Source organism: Bifidobacterium samirii (assembly GCF_003952945.1).
In the GTDB taxonomy this organism is placed as follows: domain Bacteria; phylum Actinomycetota; class Actinomycetes; order Actinomycetales; family Bifidobacteriaceae; genus Bifidobacterium; species Bifidobacterium samirii.
Window position 1 is genome coordinate 46,076 of the sequence record NZ_QXGK01000001.1, and the last position, 15,813, is coordinate 61,888.

Below are 15,813 nucleotides of genomic sequence, written 5' to 3' on the forward strand. Positions count from 1 at the left end.
CCTGCTGGAGGACGCCGCGTCGTCGACCGGCGTCCGGGAGGAAGGACCATTCACTTACTTAGTGATTACTAGGTACATAGTAATATCATTTGCCGAAGTCGTGCGACGCGGCGTGTCGGCATGGACATCGGCGGCCGATTCGGCGACACGCGCGGATCGGTCGTACGGAAGCGCGGTTGCATCCCGGAATCGGGCGATCATCGTCCGCAACCGCGGTTCTGCATGACCGATCCGGGCGCGTCGCGGCGAGCGACGGCGTCATATGACGGTCGCGTCGCGGCGGAACGGGCCGTCGCGCCGCGGCGGCAGGCGTCAGCCGGCGATGACGGCCAGGTTCCAGCGCGGGATGACCAGCTCGTCGCCGACGGCGACGGTCATGCCCTCGCGTACGGCGAGCGCCGCGGACGCGGTCTCGTCGACGGTGCCGTCGGGGCCGATGATCTGCGGGGCGACGACGATCTCGCCGGCGACGGGGCTGGCGACGCGGACTTCGTCGGCGGAGTAGTTGAGCAGGTAGGTGACCTGCTCCCCCGCGTTGTTGACGCCCTGACGCACCGTGACCTTGCCGGCGAGCGCCGTGCCGTCGGCGGTGATGCCGGCGGCCTCGACGGCCTCGCGGATGATGGCGCGCGTGGTGTCGGCGTCGGGCAGGGTGCCGATCCATTCGCCCCAGCCGTCGCCGTACGCATGGCGGGTGACGGCGGCGTAGGTGTTCCATGCGTAGTGGCCGTAGCGGGCGATGACCTGCGTGTCGGGGTCGGCCTTGAGCAGTTCGATGAGCGCTTCGGCGGGCGTGGAGGGGGTGCCGGCGAGGGGGCCGTCGTCGGTGAAGTCGATGGTGACGTGGCCGGCGGGGCGGGTGAACTGGTTATAGGTGAGGCCGAACACGTCGGTCAGGCCGTGGGGGGCGCGGTCGTGCCAGACGGTGACCTCCTCGTCGGTGACGAAGGATCGCATGGTGGCGAGCAGGTGGCCGCCGTCCTGCACGTAGCCGCGCAGGTTGTCGATGGTGCCCTGGGAGGCGCAGTAGAGCGCGGGCGCGGCGATGAGGTCGTAGCCGGCGAGGCGTTCGGCGGGCGCGTCGGCGGGGAGGATGTCGCATTCGATGTTGAGTTCGAAGAACGCGTCCCAGATGCGGCGCACGACGTCGTTGTACTTGAGTTCGCCGCCGAAGGGGAAGCCCGCTTCGATGAGGAACCAGTCGAGGGCGCTCAGGGATTCGTTGGACACCATGATGGCGGCGCGGTTGCGCTTGGCGAGGTTGACGAGGCGCGCGCCGATCTCGGGGCGGGCGACTTCGCGGCCGAACACGCCGGCCTCCTCGTAGGTGGGGTTGGGTTCGAGGTCGTGGCTGAGCAGGCCCTTCCAGTAGGTCTCGAACGAGTTGTGGATGGAGTGCCAGTGCCAGTATTCGACCATGTCGGCGCCGGAGGCGAGGTGGGAGTAGGCCTGGAGGCGCAGCTGTCCGGGGAAGGGCAGCCAGCCGTGCTGGCCCTGGGCTTCGGTTTCGAGCACGAAGTAGTTGGCCCCGCCCTTGGTGGAGCGGGTGACGTCGCCGCCGAAGGCGATCTCCTTGCCGGTGAGGGAGTCCTCGGTGGGGTGGTAGATGTCGACGCCGGTGACGTCGAGCGTGCGGGAGGCCTTGAAGTGGTCGACGGCGGGCTGGACGCCGTAGGAGTAGCCGCGCCATTCGAAGTCGAAGTTGTGGGTGACGAACTGGTCGTCGCGCGCGTATTCGCGTACGATCGCGGCCTGCCAGTCGAGGAATTCGGCGACCTGGGCGCGGCGGAAGCGGTCGAATTCGCCGCGCAGCGACTGGTTGATGCTTTCGGTGACGTCGGGGAAGTCCTCCCACGCGTTGATGCGGTTGGACCAGTAGTCGAGGCCGAAGTGCGCGTTGAGGGCGTCGAGGTCGCCGTCGAACTTGTCGCGCAGGTACTTGACGAACAGGGCCTGCATGTCGCGGCTGACGGAGTCGTAGTACTTGGTCTCGTTGTCGACCTGGTAGCCGATGACGGCCGGATGGTCGGCGACGTGGGCGATGAGGCGGCGGATGACGCGCTCGCCGTAGTGGCGGTAGGCGGGGTTGACGATGTCCATGATCTGGCGGGCACCGTACTTGCCGGGGCCGGCGGGGGTGTCGGCGAGCACGTCGGGGTGCATGCGCACGAGCCAGGTGGGCACGGCGTAGGTGGGCGTGCCGACGATGACGGCGATGCCGTGGCGGCGCGCCGCATCGAGGGCGCGGTCGACGTGGGTGAAGTCGAAGACGCCCGGCTGCGGTTCGCAGGTGCTCCAGGTGGATTCGGCGATGCGGATGAGGTTGATGCCCGCCCGTTCCATCATCGCCATGTCGGTTTCGATGCGGTCTTCGCCGGCCGGCATGTACTCGTCGTAGTACGCCGCGCCGAACAGGATGTGGTCGACTGACTGCTTGCCCACTTCCGTCTCCTTACTGCATGGTCGCATTCGTCGCTGTCTGCGTTGACTTGATGCCCACCCGCTTACCTAATAACCATTAGATAACGGATGATGTAAGCGATGATAGCGGCGGCGGAAACACGACACGCCGTCGCCGACGATTTTATCTAACAATCATTAGAAAGCGGATCGGAGACCCCGGCCCCTACCGGTAGCCATCCCACAGCGGCGACGGGAAGATCATCTCCTCGAACTCCAGCCATTCGTCGTACAGGTCGACCGGGGGCCGGCGCATCCATCGCAGCTGGATGCCGTCCATCGCGGCCAGCGAGCGCCGCACGAGCGGCCGCATCGACGTCTCCCACTCCCCCATCTGCGGCGGGATGCGCCATGGGTAGCGCGAGTAGTGGTCCCATGTCGCCTCGGGACGGTCCTCGAAGTACTCGTGGAGCGGATGCTCGGGGTCGAACGACTCGGTCTCGAGGATCATGTACAGGCGCAGCAGTTCGGGCCGGGCCGCGTTGAACCGGACCAGATAGCGCAGGTATGCGGGGAACGACGGGCCGTCCGGGTCGCTGCCGGGCAGGCCGGAGGCGAGGAAGTCGTCGGGGGTGCCGTGCGCATCGTAGTCGTCGGTGATGAGCAGCGACAGCAGCCCCTCCTTGTTGCCCACATAGTGCAGCATGCCGGGCTGGCTCATGCCCACCTCGTCGGCGATGTCCTTGAGCGAGGTCCCGTAGTATCCCTTCAGTCCGATGAGCCGCACCGCCGCATCGGTGATCTCGCGGCGTCGTTCCTCCGGGCTCTTGCGTACGCGTCTGCGTTTGTCGTCCACCATGCGCCCCAGTCTATCGAATGGTCGGTAGGTATGACGACACGCCCGGATTGCATACACAGAACGGCAGGCAGGTCCCCGAAACGGGCATTTTGAGAACCTACCTGCCGTTCTGTATACGCAATCCGGGCGTGTCGCCCTATCGCGAGCATGTCGCCGCGGTCACGCCCTTCTGCGCCGTGACCGCGGTGCGGCCGTCAGCGGCGACGCCGCACGACGCCCAGCGAGATGCCGCCGGCCAGGGAGACGAGCGCGGCGACGGCGACCGTGGCCACCGTGGCGCCGGTGCGGCCGATGGTCGGTTTCTTACCGCCTGTTCCGGTGTCCGGCTTCGCCGTCGACGTCGCCTTCACCAGCGCGCCGCGCGCCTTGGCGAGGGCCGTCGCGGCGGCGTCGACCTCGTCCTGCGTGGCGTCGGTCCGCCCGTCGACCTCACGCGCCTTGGCGAGGGCCGTCTGATAGGCGTCCCACGATGCGGCGGTGTAGTCGGACTGCTTCAGACCGTCCGCGCGGGCGATCTCGGCGGCCAGCCCGCTCTTGTCCACGATGACGGGACCGGGTTCTGGGTCGGGCGTCGGGTCAGGGCCGGGATCGGGTTCCGGTTCCGGCTCCGGGTCGGGGTCGGGCTTGGGATCGGGATCCGGGTCAGGCTCCGGATCCGGATCCGGTTCGGCCTCCGCCAGTGCGTCGCGGGCCGCGGCGAGCTTCGCCGTCGCGGCGTCGACCTGTTCCTGGGTGGCGTCGTCCGCTGCGGCGATCTCGCGCGCCTCGGCGAGGGCGGTCTGGTAGTCGGCCCACGATGCGGCGGTGTAGTCGGATTCATCCAGCCCGTCCGCACGGGCGATCTCGGCGTTCAGCCCGTCCTTGTCCACCTCGACCGGACCGGGTTCCGGATCCGGGTCGGGGTCCGGATCGGGATCGGGATCGGGGTCCGTGCCGTCCAGGTCGGTCGTCCAGCCGGCGTCGGTCTTGCCCAGCCGGTCGAGCGCATCCCGGAAGCTCATGATCCCGTCCATGCCGGTGAAGCCGGCCTTCGGCTCCGCGCCTTCGCCGTACGACGTGACGGTGATGGGCTGGTCGTCGGTACCGTAGCCGAACACCGCGAAGTCGCCGGTGAGCGTGGTGCCGGCCTTGACGTGGATGGTCGAGCCGGCGGGCACGGTCACGTCGTGCAGCTGTTCGATGGAGGTCATCGGCGTGCGCTCGCCGCGGCCGTCGCCGGCCTTGTCGGCGGTCGGGTCGATGTAGTAGTCGCGGGCGCCCGTCTCGACGTCGTCCTGATAGTGGAAGACTTCGAGGCGGCTCAGCCGCACCGGGCCGCGGGATGCGGTGATGCGCACGCGCACCGCGTCCACGGTCTTGACGGCGAACCGCAGATTGCGCTGCTGGCCGATGGTGGTGGAGGTGCCGGAGTACAGCCTGCGCCAGACGCCGTCCACGCGGCCTTCCAGTACGAACGATTCGACCTGCTGGCCGGCGCTGCGCACGTCCTCGCCCAGCCGCACCGCGTCCACGGCGGTGGGCGATCCGAGTTCGACCGTGTAGGTCGGGGTGTCGCCCACGGCCTCGTCGGAGCTGAGCTTGGAGCCGTCGGTGAGCTTGGGGGCGGGCACGGCCTCGCCGTCGGCGGAGGCGGCCACGGTGGCGTCGCGTCCCAGCGCCAGGTCGGTGCCGTAGCGCTTCTCCAGCTCCTCGTTCATGCCCCGGAGCATGGCCACGTCGGCGTCGGCCAGCCGTCCGTTCTTGGCGGGCGGCACGTTGAGCAGGTACTGGGAGTTGCGTCCGGTGGACTGCTCGTAGTACTTGACCAGCGTGGCGACGTCGGAGGGGGTGCCGTTCTCCTTGTGGAACCAGCCGTTCGCACTGTTCTTCACGTCGACTTCGGCCGGATACCAGTGCAGCTGGTTCGCGTTGCCGGCGCGGATTTCGGACAGCACGCCCGACGTGGCGCCGAGCACGCCGTCGGCGGCCGTCTGGCTGGGTTTGACCATGACCTTGTCGTCGCCGTCGTTGTAGGCGGCCTGCGGGCTCCACTCGGTCTCGCGCGCCCAGCCGGCCTCGTTGCCGACCCAGCGCGCGTCGTATGCGGCGTTCGCCTGGATGGCCGAGGGCTGGAGCCGGCGGATCATGTCGTAGAACACGCCGTAGTCGTAGTGTTCGGAGCCGGCGGTGTTGCCCTGGGCGCCGTCGAACCAGACTTCGGCGATGTCGCCGTATTCGGTGAGCAGCTCGTACAGCTGGTTGAGCATGTACGCGCCGTAGTCGGTGGCCTCGTATTCGAAGGTCGGCAGCGTGCCGTCGGCGACCAGCTGCGCGCGGTCGTCGTCCTCGACGAGCGTGGGGATCGTGCGCGTGACGCGCGCCGACCCGTTGCCCCACACGCCCTGCTTCTCCATGTAGGAGTCGGCCGGCGAATAGTAGATGCCGACCTTGATGCCGTAACGGCGGGCGGAGTCGACGATCTGGCGCAGCAGGTCCTTCTCGCCGGTGCGTTCGGCCACGGCGGTGTCGGCCCAGTCGTGTCCGGTGTTGTAGCGCGAGTCGTACAGTTCGAAGCCGTCATGGTGTTTGACGGTCACCATCATCATCTTGAATCCGGCGTCGGCGAAGGAGCGCGCCCACTGGTCGGTGTCGAGGTCGGTCGGGTCGACGATCGTCGGATCCTCATCGCCGTAGCCCCATTCCCTGCCGTTGTACGTGTTGACGCCGTAGTGCACGAAGCCGATGCGCCCCCAGTCGATGTAGTCGGCCTGTTCCTCGGTGGGGCGCAGTGAGGAGAGCTTCGCCCTGATCGACGCCGTGCATTCGGCCGGCGTCACCTCGAACGTGTTCGACGGCGAGATGCCGCTCACGTCGCAGTCGGTCGGCGTGTAGACGAGGCGGAACTCCTTGTCCGTGAACGCTTCGCTGGTCCGCGCGAGGCGGATCCGGCCGACCGTGCCCTTGAAGCCGCGTTTGCGCGCGTCGGCGGCGGTGTGCGTTTCGTTGCCGAATCCGACCTGTGCGTTGACCTCGGTGACGAGCGCCGCCCGTCCCGGCACGTCCTTCGTCTGGATGTCGCCGTCGTCCACGCGCATGACCAGCGTCGTCGTGCCGTCGGACTTGGGTATGTAGGCGATGGATACGACGTGCTCCTCGCCGGCGGGGGCCGAGGCGGTGAGCTTGTGGTCGGCCCATGCGCCGTTCGTCTGCGTGGAGATGCCGTAGACGAACGCGCCGTTCTTCTCGTAGCGGACGAAGAGGTTGCCGCCTGCGGCGAACAGCGTCTGCATGTCGTCGGTCGCGGTGGGGGTGAAGCTCATTTCGGCGACCAGCGGCGTCGTCACCGTGTCGCCGTCGCCGAGGGAGAAGTCCGTGGGAGCGAAGTCGAGGCCGGCCGTGCCGCCGGTCAGGCTCACCGCCGAGTCGGCGACGGCCGGGGCGTCCGTGCGCGAGGTCAGCGCGCCCGTCATCTGCTCGTCGCCGGCCTTCGCGTACGTCGTGCCGGAGAACGAGCCGGCGAAGTCGACGTCCATCAGCTGCGTGGCGTCGAGGAACTCCCAGGGGGCGTCCGCGGGAGCGATGCGCGCCCGGTACATGTCCGCCTCGAGGCCTCGGTCGGCCGCCGACGCCGCGGTGTTGACCTCGTAGCCGATGCCGAACCGCTTCGCCAGCCCGTCTCCGATGGCCGCGTACTGGCCGGCGCCGGAGGTGACGGTCGGGCCGGCCGCGCCGTCGACGCTCAGCTGCAGCGTCGAACCGTCCTGTGCGGGCGTGTAGGCGAGCTGGAGGATGTGCCGCACCGTGTTGGCGGGCAGTACGACCGACGTCTTGTGGTCGTGCCAGGTGCCGTCGTCGAGCGACGAGAAGCCGTATTCGAGCCGTCCGGACGATTCCCTCACGAAGATGTTGCCGAATGCGGAGAAGACCGTGTCCATCGAGCCGGGCGTCGTCGTGGTCCGGTATTCCAGTTCGGCCCGGAAGCCGGTCGTCGCCTTGCCGTCGGCGCCGAATTCGGCGTTGGCGTCGAATCGTACGCCGTTGGTTCCGCCGGCCAAGTGGACGCCGCCGCCTTCCAGCGCCGACGGCGTGGACCCGTGACGGGTGACCTTGCCTTTGGCGATTTCGTCGCCGCCGGTGGTGTACGTGTCGTCGGCGAACGTGCCGCCGAAGGCGATGTCGAGATGGTCGGCGTCGGCCGCCTGTGCGGGGATGCTCCCCGCCATCAGGGATGCGCCGAGGATCGCCGCCGCGCCGACCAGCGACAGCGTGCGTTTCAGCGCGCCGCCCGTCGTCCGGCTTCGTGACGAGAACATGGGTTCGCTCCTTCATTGCAGTGTTTGCGCGGACGGCGTCGTCCGCGCGGTATGATGCCGGTCCGTTCCGGCCGGGATCCGACCGGGTTCCGGCCCGTTGCGCCGGACCTCGGTCGGGATGACGGCGGCCCGCCCGCCTCGGTTCGGCGGGGAGGCCCATTCGATGAGGGTCGGGGCGATGCCGGTACAGGCCGTCCCGACCGGGGCGTCGCGCCGGGGCCGCCTTCGGTCCGGCGCGACGCATGGCGCGCGTCCGTCAGCGGCGACGGCGTGCGATGACGATGCCCGCGCCGGCCGTCGCCGCGGCGAGCGCCGCGACCGCGACCGCGGTGACGGCCGAGCCGGTGCTGCCGATCGTCGGCTTCCTGCCCGACTCGGGCTTGGCGGCCGGCTTGGTCTCAGGCTTGGTTTCCGGCTTGGTTTCCGGCTTGGTGTCTGGCTCCTGTCCCGGATCCGGTGTCGGTTCGGGATCCGGTGTGGGTTCCGGTTCCGGATCCGGATCGGGGTCGGGAGTCGGATCCGGGTCAGGCTTGGGATCGGGATCCGGTGTCGGATCCGGATCGGGATCCGGCGTGGGTTCCGGCTCCTTCTCGGTCAGCCCGTCGATCGCATCCCGCAGCGCCGCCGCGGCGTCATCGACCTGTTCCTGCGTGGCCGCGGCGTCGTCGAGCAGCGCCTTGGCGGCGTCGCGCGCCTCGGTGAACGCGGTCCACGATGCGTCCGTGTACGCCGTGCCGTCGTCGCCGTATCCGGCGGCGGAGTCGTAGGCGGACTGCAGCCCGGTCCGGTCGACCGTCACGGGCGCTTCCGTCACGCGCACGTCGAGTCGGCCGTCGTCGAATCCGACGACGTCGGTCGGCTTCGCGACGATGCCGGCGGCGCTCACGTCGACGCAATTGTCGTACGTGCCGGCGAGCCTGAGCGCGGCCGTGGCCGTAGTGCCGGCGACGGTGCCTTCCGGAATGGTCACGGTCATGTCGACGTCGACGCTCCCGCCGGCGGGCAGCGAGCCGATCGTGGCCGGCGCGGCGCTCCACCCGTCGGGCAGGCCTTCCGCCGTGACGGTGACGTCCGTGTAGTCGTTCGTGCCGTCGTTGGTGACGTGCACCGTGGCCGTGGCCTGTGTGGCGCCTTCCTGCACTTCGGTCGTGGCGGTGGCGGTGGCGGTCATGTAGCCGAGCCAGTCGAGCGTGAAGCGCGTGTACATGATCTCGTGGCTGTCGACGCCCGCGGGGTGGACCCAGTCGCCCTCGTAGAGCAGGCCGTATTCGCCGCCGTCACCGTCGAGGGCGGTCATGACCGAGTAGGCGGCGCTGTCCGACTTGAACATGCGGCCGGCGGACCAGGTCGCGCCGTCGTCGAAGGAGATGCGCACGACGCCGTTGCTGCGGCTCGCGTTGTTGTCGGGACCCGAGTAGAGCAGGATCCTCGCCTTGGTGGAGCCTGCGGGCGCGTTGGGGTAGGCGCGCAGCACGTGCGCGTTGTTGTTCGGGTCGGGCAGCTGCGTGTCTTCGGTCACCTCGCCGTAGGTGACGCCGCCGTCCTTGGATACGGCGATCTTGCGGTAGGCCCTCGCCGCGCCGGGGCGCGCGTTGAGCATCACGTCGCCGTTGGACAGTTCGACGACCTTGTTCTCGTCCATGTTGGTGGTGGTGACGGGGTTGCCGACCTGCCATGTCTCGCCGTGGTCGTCGGAGTACACCGACACGGCGTAGTTGATGCCGCCGGTGGTGGGTTTGACGGCGTACTGCTGGATCAGCCGGCCCTTGTGTTCGGCGTTGGTCTTCAGCTGGATGCCGGCGCCCGACGTGGCGAAGCGGGACTTCCATTCGGTCTCGTGGCCTTTGGTGACGTCCTTGGTGATGTTGACCGGCTCGCTCCAGGTGCGCCCGTTGTCGGAGGACCTGACGTAGACGGCCTGCAGGACGTCGCGCGTGTCCTCGACGCCCGCCTGGGAGTTGGCGAAGCCGCGGTCGTAGGACTTGACGAAGAAGAGGAACACGTCGCCGGTCTCCTCGTCCACGACGTAGGAGGGGTCGGAGTAGCCGTATTTGAAGCTGGCGTTACGGCCTCGGGCGACGTACGTGAGTTCGCCCCACGACCTGCCGCCGTCCGTGGAGATGCGCTGGACGATGCTGTTGGGGTTCGGGGCGTCGCCGCCGACCGGCCGCAGGTCCCATGCCGCCAGCAGGTCGCCGTTGGGCGCCTTGGCGATGGCCGGGATGCGGTAGCTTTCGTTGCCGTACTGCTGTGCCCGGGCCAGATACACGGCCTCGCCGTCCCTGCGGTCCGCGGCCGTGGCGGCGTCGTCCGGGGCCGGCGCCTTGATGGTCACCGGATCGCCGGTGACGACGATGCCGTCCTGGATGACGGTGGTGCCCTCACGGTCCCCGGTGGCCTGGAACAGCGTCTCGGGCGTGAAGGTGCCGGCGATGACATCCTCGGCGGTGACGACGTGCGTGGCCAGGCTCCGCTGGTCGCTGTCGCATTGGGAGCTCTGCCCCGCGGCAAGGCCGGTGATGCGGCAGTTGGCCGTGCTCTGGGTGTCGGTGTTGGTCAGGTTCGACATCTTGGGGAACACGGTGACGGGCGACGAACCGGTGTTCGTATAGGTGAACGCGTATCGCAGCCGGGTGCCGACCGCGACGTCCTGCCCGGCGTCGTCGACGCGCTCCATGGTGACGGTCAGTGTGTTCGCCGTCGTCTCGACGGCCTGCGTCGCGTCGACGGCCTGGGCGACGCCGACGCCCAGGGAGGCGAGCATGGCCGTCGCGACGGCGCACGCCCCGATCCCGACCCACGCCGAGTGGCGTGGACGGCGATGTTGAGGATGTGACATGGGGATTCCTTCCACCGGGGCCGACCATCCGGATTCCACCGTGAATCCGGTCGGACGCGGCACCATCGCCGCGAGGCCGCTCTTCTTCGTCCGGTCCTTCCGCGGCCGGGTGCATCCCGCCGCGACAACCGCATCCCATCATACTTCACATCAATGAAGTTAACAACCGACCGCCAACGCGACAATTCCACCGCCGTCACCCTCGAACACACCACAGAACCCAATGATTGCAACGCATTCCAACCCCATAAGACAACCCCGAAGCCCACTCGCCCATCCCACGACGGCGATGCTACACTAAGACAGGTAAAGTTCATTTACAAAATCGACAAGGACGCCGACCGCACACAGAACACGCAACGCCGCAACCGGCCGCCGCCGTCGAGACCGCCCGGCAACGGGCCATCCAGCACACCACCCGCGTGGAACCGACCAGATAAGGAACCATCATGACAACCGGCAAGTCACGGGGCATCGCGCTCCTGGCCGCACTGGGCACGGCGCTCGCCTTCGCCGCGCCAGCCGCGACGGCCGCCGCCGAGGAGACGCCGCCGTCTTCGGGCACCACCTACTACGTATCCGCGGCCAACGGCGACGACGCCAACGACGGCACCAGCCAGTCCTCCCCGTGGAAGACCCTCGACAAGGTCAACGGGATCGCCTCCGACCTGCAGCCCGGCGACGCGGTGCTGCTCGAATACGGCTCCCTGTTCTCCGACCAGTACCTGCACATCGCCGACGTCTCCGGCACGCCCGAGGCGCCGATCCGCATCGGCGCGTACGGCGACGAGGGGCAGGGACGCCCCGTCATCGCCGCCAACGGCGTCAAGGGCAGCCAGTGGCATCAGGACTACCGGGCCAACGTGGGCAACCATCGCACGCACGGCACCGTGTCCACCACACTGCTGCTCAAGGACGTGTCGTACATCACCGTCGCCGACCTGGAGATCACCAACGACGATCCCGACGTGTACGATCCGATCGACACCTGGCAGTGGACCGACCAGGCCGACGCGGACGGCACCAGCCTCGACCGCGCCGCCGACCGCATGGACCGCACCGGCGTGGCCGGCATCGCCGAGAACGGCACCACGATGAGCCACATCACGCTCGACAACCTCGACATCCACGACGTGGACGGCAACCTGTACGACAAGCACATGGCCAACGGCGGCATCTACTTCATGGCGCACCTGCCGCGCGAACGCTCCGGCGCCGCCGACGACGCCTGGCTCAAGGAGCACGTCTCGCGCTTCGACCACATCACCATCCGCAACAGCACCGTCAAGGACGTCGACCGCTGGGGCATCGCCGTCGGCTACACCGCCTACCTCAACTACATCGACCGTTCCACCCGCTGGCAGAACGACTTCGACTACGGCGACGGCACCATCGACGACGCGCTCATCGCCAAATACGGCGCCACCAACGTGCTCATCGAGAACAACACGGTCGTCGGCGCCGGCGGCGACGCCATCACCGTCATGTACTGCGACCGTCCGGTCATCCAGCACAATGTGGGCGACCGCGTCTCCAAGCACATCAACACCGCCGACTACACCGCCAACGTGCTCAACAACACCGGCAACGCAGGCGTCGGCTACGGCCGCGTCGCCGCCGGCATCTGGCCGTGGCGCTGCAAGGACCCGGTGTTCCAGTACAACGAAATGTACGCGAACCTCAACGCCGAACACGGCAACGGCGACGGCCAGGCGTGGGACGCCGACTACGGCGACGGCACGCTCTACCAGTACAACTACTCGTACGGCAACTCGTTCGCCGCGCTCATGATCTGCAACCAGAAGGCCGTCAACACGACGTTCCGCTACAACATCTCGCAGAACGACCGGCGCGGCGTGTTCGACCTGCCGTCCAACGGCCCCGGCAACCACATCTACAACAACACCGCGTACATCGACGCGGACGGCCAGGTGCTCACCGACCGCTCCAACTCGCAGGCGCTGTTCGAGAACAACATCTTCATCAACGCCACCGGCGAGAAGAAGACCGAGACCTGGAACCGCGGCAGCTACAACGGCGGCCAGACCTACGACAACAACCTGTACGTCAACTACGCGAACACGCCCGCCTCCGACCGGCATGCGCTCACCGCCGACGACGCGGCCGCCGTGCTGCGCGACGCCGGCAGCGCGCCCGCCGCACCGCAGGCCGACGGCGCCGCATACGCGCGCGACGGCCAGACCACCGCGTTCGACGGCTACCGTCCCGCCGACGACTCCCCCGCCGTCAACGCCGGCAAGACCATCACCGACCTCAACGACTACGCCGTCGAACACGACTTCCTCGGCGCCGCCATCAAGGGCCGCCCCGATCTGGGCGCCGTCGAATCGCCCGTCGCATCAGCCTCGATGGAATCCTCCCGGCTCGAAACCGGCGTGCGCGACGGCACGCAGGTCATCTACGCGACGTTCACCGACCATAATCCGATGACCGTGGCCGAACTGACCGGCAAGGTCACCGCCGGCAACGGCACCGACGTCACCGTGCTGCGCGACGGCACGGCGCTCGCCGCCGGCGATCCGATCGCCGAAGGCGACATCCTGCGGTTCAGCGTCGACGGCGTCGCCGAGACCGACGACTACACCGTCGTGCGCCGCATCTCCTGGGATTGGGTCGCCGACTACGAGCACGGCGTCCAGGACTTCGACTGGAAGGCCGTCCAGCGCGCCGGCGACGGCGACTGGACCGAAGTCGCCGCCTGGGACACCACCGGCTGGGCCAACTGGAAGATCGCCGGCAAGGACTTCCCCATCGGCATCGAGAACCCGACGCAGGGCGACGTCGCCCCCGCCGACCGCACGTCGATCCACGGTCTGCTGTGCAACGGCCCCGACGGCTACACCGGCGCGATCGCATGGCAGGCGCCCCGCTCCGGCACCATCACGCTCTCGTTCAAGGACGACGAGCCCGCCCGCCGCGCGACCGGCGGCACCGTGAAGGTCAGTGTCGAGCATGACGGCGACGTCCTGCAGACGGCCGCCCTCACCGACAGGACGCGCCCCGCCGGCTGGCAGGCCACGCAGCGCATCGTCGTGCGCGAAGGCGACTGGATCCGCATCAGCGCCGTCGCCGAAGGCGCCGTCGGCAACGGCTCGCTGCGCATCAGCCCGACCATCGCCTACGAGGACGTCGAACCGCCCGCCGGCGCCGAAGCCGACCGCTACGACGTCGCCTACGAGGCCGTGGACGCCGCCGTCGACGCGGAGGCGAGCGCCACGCCCGTCTTCACCGTGTCCGGCGCCGCCGCCGACGCGCCCGCGGGAGACGTGTTCTCGCTCGCGTCCGGCGACGGTCTGAGCGTGGACGGCGCGACCGGCAAGGTGACGTTCACCCCCGACGCGTCGCAGTACGGCGCCGTCGTCTCCGGACGCGTCCGCGTCGCCTACGCCGACGGGTCCGCCGACGAGACGGACGTCACGTTCCGTGTGGCCGCCTCGCATGCGCAGCGCTACGCCGTGCTCTACCGGTCCGTCACCGCCGATGCGGGCACGCGAGTCGTCTCGGCCGCGCCGCGCGTGACGCTCAAGGCCGACGGCGCCGCGGCCGCCCTGCCCGACGGCACCATGTTCTCCCTCGGCGACGGCGCACCCGACGGCGCGACGATCGACCCGGCCACCGGCGTCGTCACGTTCGACGCGGGGCTCAAGGCCGCGACGTTCACGATCCCGGTGAAGGTCACCTACCCGGGTTCCAACGGCGTCACGGACACGTCGGTCGGCGTCACCGTCCGCCGGCCCGCCACGCTCGGCTCCAGCGAACTGGAGACCGCGACCGTGGACGGCGTGCAGGTCGTCTACGCGTCCTTCGCCGCCGACGCGCCGATGAGCGTCGCCGAACTCCTCGCCAAGGTGAGCGCTCAGCCGGCCGACGCCATCAAGGCCGTGTACCGCGGCGATGCGGCGCTCGCGGACGGCGAGCAGGTGCGCGAGGGCGATCTGCTGCGCTTCTCCGCGGCCGGGTCGAGCGTGGCCGACACGTATGAGATCCGCGCGAAGAACGCGTGGGATTGGGTCGACGACTTCGCGGTGCGCGTCCAGGGACCGGTCTGGCACGGTCAACGGCAGACCGCCGACGGCGGCGCGTGGAGCAATATCGCCGACTTCGACGGCACGTATCCGAACTGGATGTACGAGACGTACTACGGTCCGGGCGTCGACTACGCAACGCACGACCTGCCCGCCGACCGCACCGGCATCCACGGTCTGATCAGCGATTCGCCGGCGTCCGCGGGCGGCGCGGCCATGGCGTGGCAGGCGCCCCGCGACGGCAAGGTGACGGTCGCCATCCGCGAGGGTGAACCGTATCTGCGTCAGGACGGCAACCGCAACGGTTCGCTCGTGCTCGCGCTCACGCACGGCGACGAGACGCTGTGCTCCGCCGCACTGTCCGAATCGAAGGCCGTGTCCGACGAGTTCGCGTCGTGCGTGGCCGGACTCGGCGCGATCGACGTGCAGGCCGGCGACTGGATCCGCATCACCGCGACCGCCGAAGGCAGCCCGACCCGCCCGTCGGCGCACGTCAGCCCCGCCATCGCCTACGTGGTCGCCGAAGAGCCGGACCCCGAACCTGAGCCGAAGCCGGAACCGTCGGACAAGGCGGCGCTGCAGGCCGAGATCGCCAAGGCCGACGGACTGGACGAAGCCGGCTACACCGCCGAATCGTGGGTCGACTACCAGACCGCGCTCGCCAGGGCGCGCGAGGTCAACGACGACGCCGACGCCACGCAGGACGAGGTGGACGAGGCCCGCACCGCCCTCGCGGATGCGTACGACGGACTGACCGAGAAGGAACCGGAACCGAAGCCGGATCCGGACCCCGATCCCGAGCCGACCCCGGCGGACAAGACGGCATTGCAGACCGCGTACGACGAGGCCGTGAAGCTGTCCGACGGGTCGTCGTACACGGACGAGTCGTGGGCCGCGTTCATCGCCGCCCGAGACGCCGCCGCATCCGTGCTCGGCAAGGACGACGCCACCCAGAACGAAGTGGACGCGGCGTTGCAGACGCTCGACGACGCATCCCGCAATCTGGTCGAGAAGGAGCCGACGCCCGATCCCGACCCAGACCCAGACCCGGATCCCACACCGGATCCCGACCCGGGTCCGGAGCCGGAGCCCGATCCGACCCCGGACCCGACGCCTACGCCGGACCCCGGCACCCAGCCCGGCACCGATCCCACCACCAAGCCGGACACGGGCAAGAAGCCCGAATCCGGCAGGAAGCCGGTCATCGGCAGCACCGGTTCGGCGGTGACCGCAGTCGCGGCCACGGCGCTCGCGGCCGCTGCCGTCGGCGCGGGCATCGTCATCGCGCGACGTCGCCGCAACGGCTGACGGACCGCATCCGGGCCGCCGCCGTAAGGCTGCGGCCTCCATCCGGGGATGGAGCACCGGCCGACGCCG

General features: G+C 69.1%; 5 protein-coding genes. 1 reads left to right on the top strand and 4 read right to left on the bottom strand.

Annotated elements, in window-relative coordinates; all coding sequences use genetic code 11:
• Nucleotides 1–312 precede the first annotated feature (312 nt).
• From D2E24_RS00185 to D2E24_RS00200, 4 genes are all read right to left on the bottom strand, one after another.
• Nucleotides 313–2,442 (bottom strand): beta-galactosidase, encoded by a 2,130-nt coding sequence (locus D2E24_RS00185; protein ID WP_125967319.1) that lies wholly within the window; start codon nt 2,440–2,442, stop codon nt 313–315.
• Nucleotides 2,443–2,626: 184 nt separating this feature from the next.
• The gene (locus tag D2E24_RS00190) at nt 2,627–3,259 is read right to left on the bottom strand and encodes a TetR/AcrR family transcriptional regulator (protein ID WP_125967320.1); all 633 of its coding nucleotides are present in this window, start codon (nt 3,257–3,259) and stop codon (nt 2,627–2,629) included.
• A gap of 194 nt (nt 3,260–3,453) precedes the next feature.
• Nucleotides 3,454–7,551: an alpha-L-fucosidase gene (locus tag D2E24_RS00195; protein ID WP_241222779.1), complete on the bottom strand. Its 4,098-nt coding sequence runs from the start codon at nt 7,549–7,551 to the stop codon at nt 3,454–3,456.
• A 256-nt stretch (nt 7,552–7,807) separates the two neighbouring features.
• Nucleotides 7,808–10,390: an exo-alpha-sialidase gene (locus tag D2E24_RS00200; RefSeq protein WP_241222780.1), complete on the bottom strand. Its 2,583-nt coding sequence runs from the start codon at nt 10,388–10,390 to the stop codon at nt 7,808–7,810.
• 449 nt (nt 10,391–10,839) lie between these two features.
• On the opposite strand from D2E24_RS00200, the gene lnbX reads away from it, so the two are divergent.
• Nucleotides 10,840–15,744: a lacto-N-biosidase gene (lnbX, locus tag D2E24_RS10690; protein ID WP_164520932.1), complete on the top strand. Its 4,905-nt coding sequence runs from the start codon at nt 10,840–10,842 to the stop codon at nt 15,742–15,744.
• The last annotated feature ends 69 nt before the right edge of the window (nt 15,745–15,813 follow it).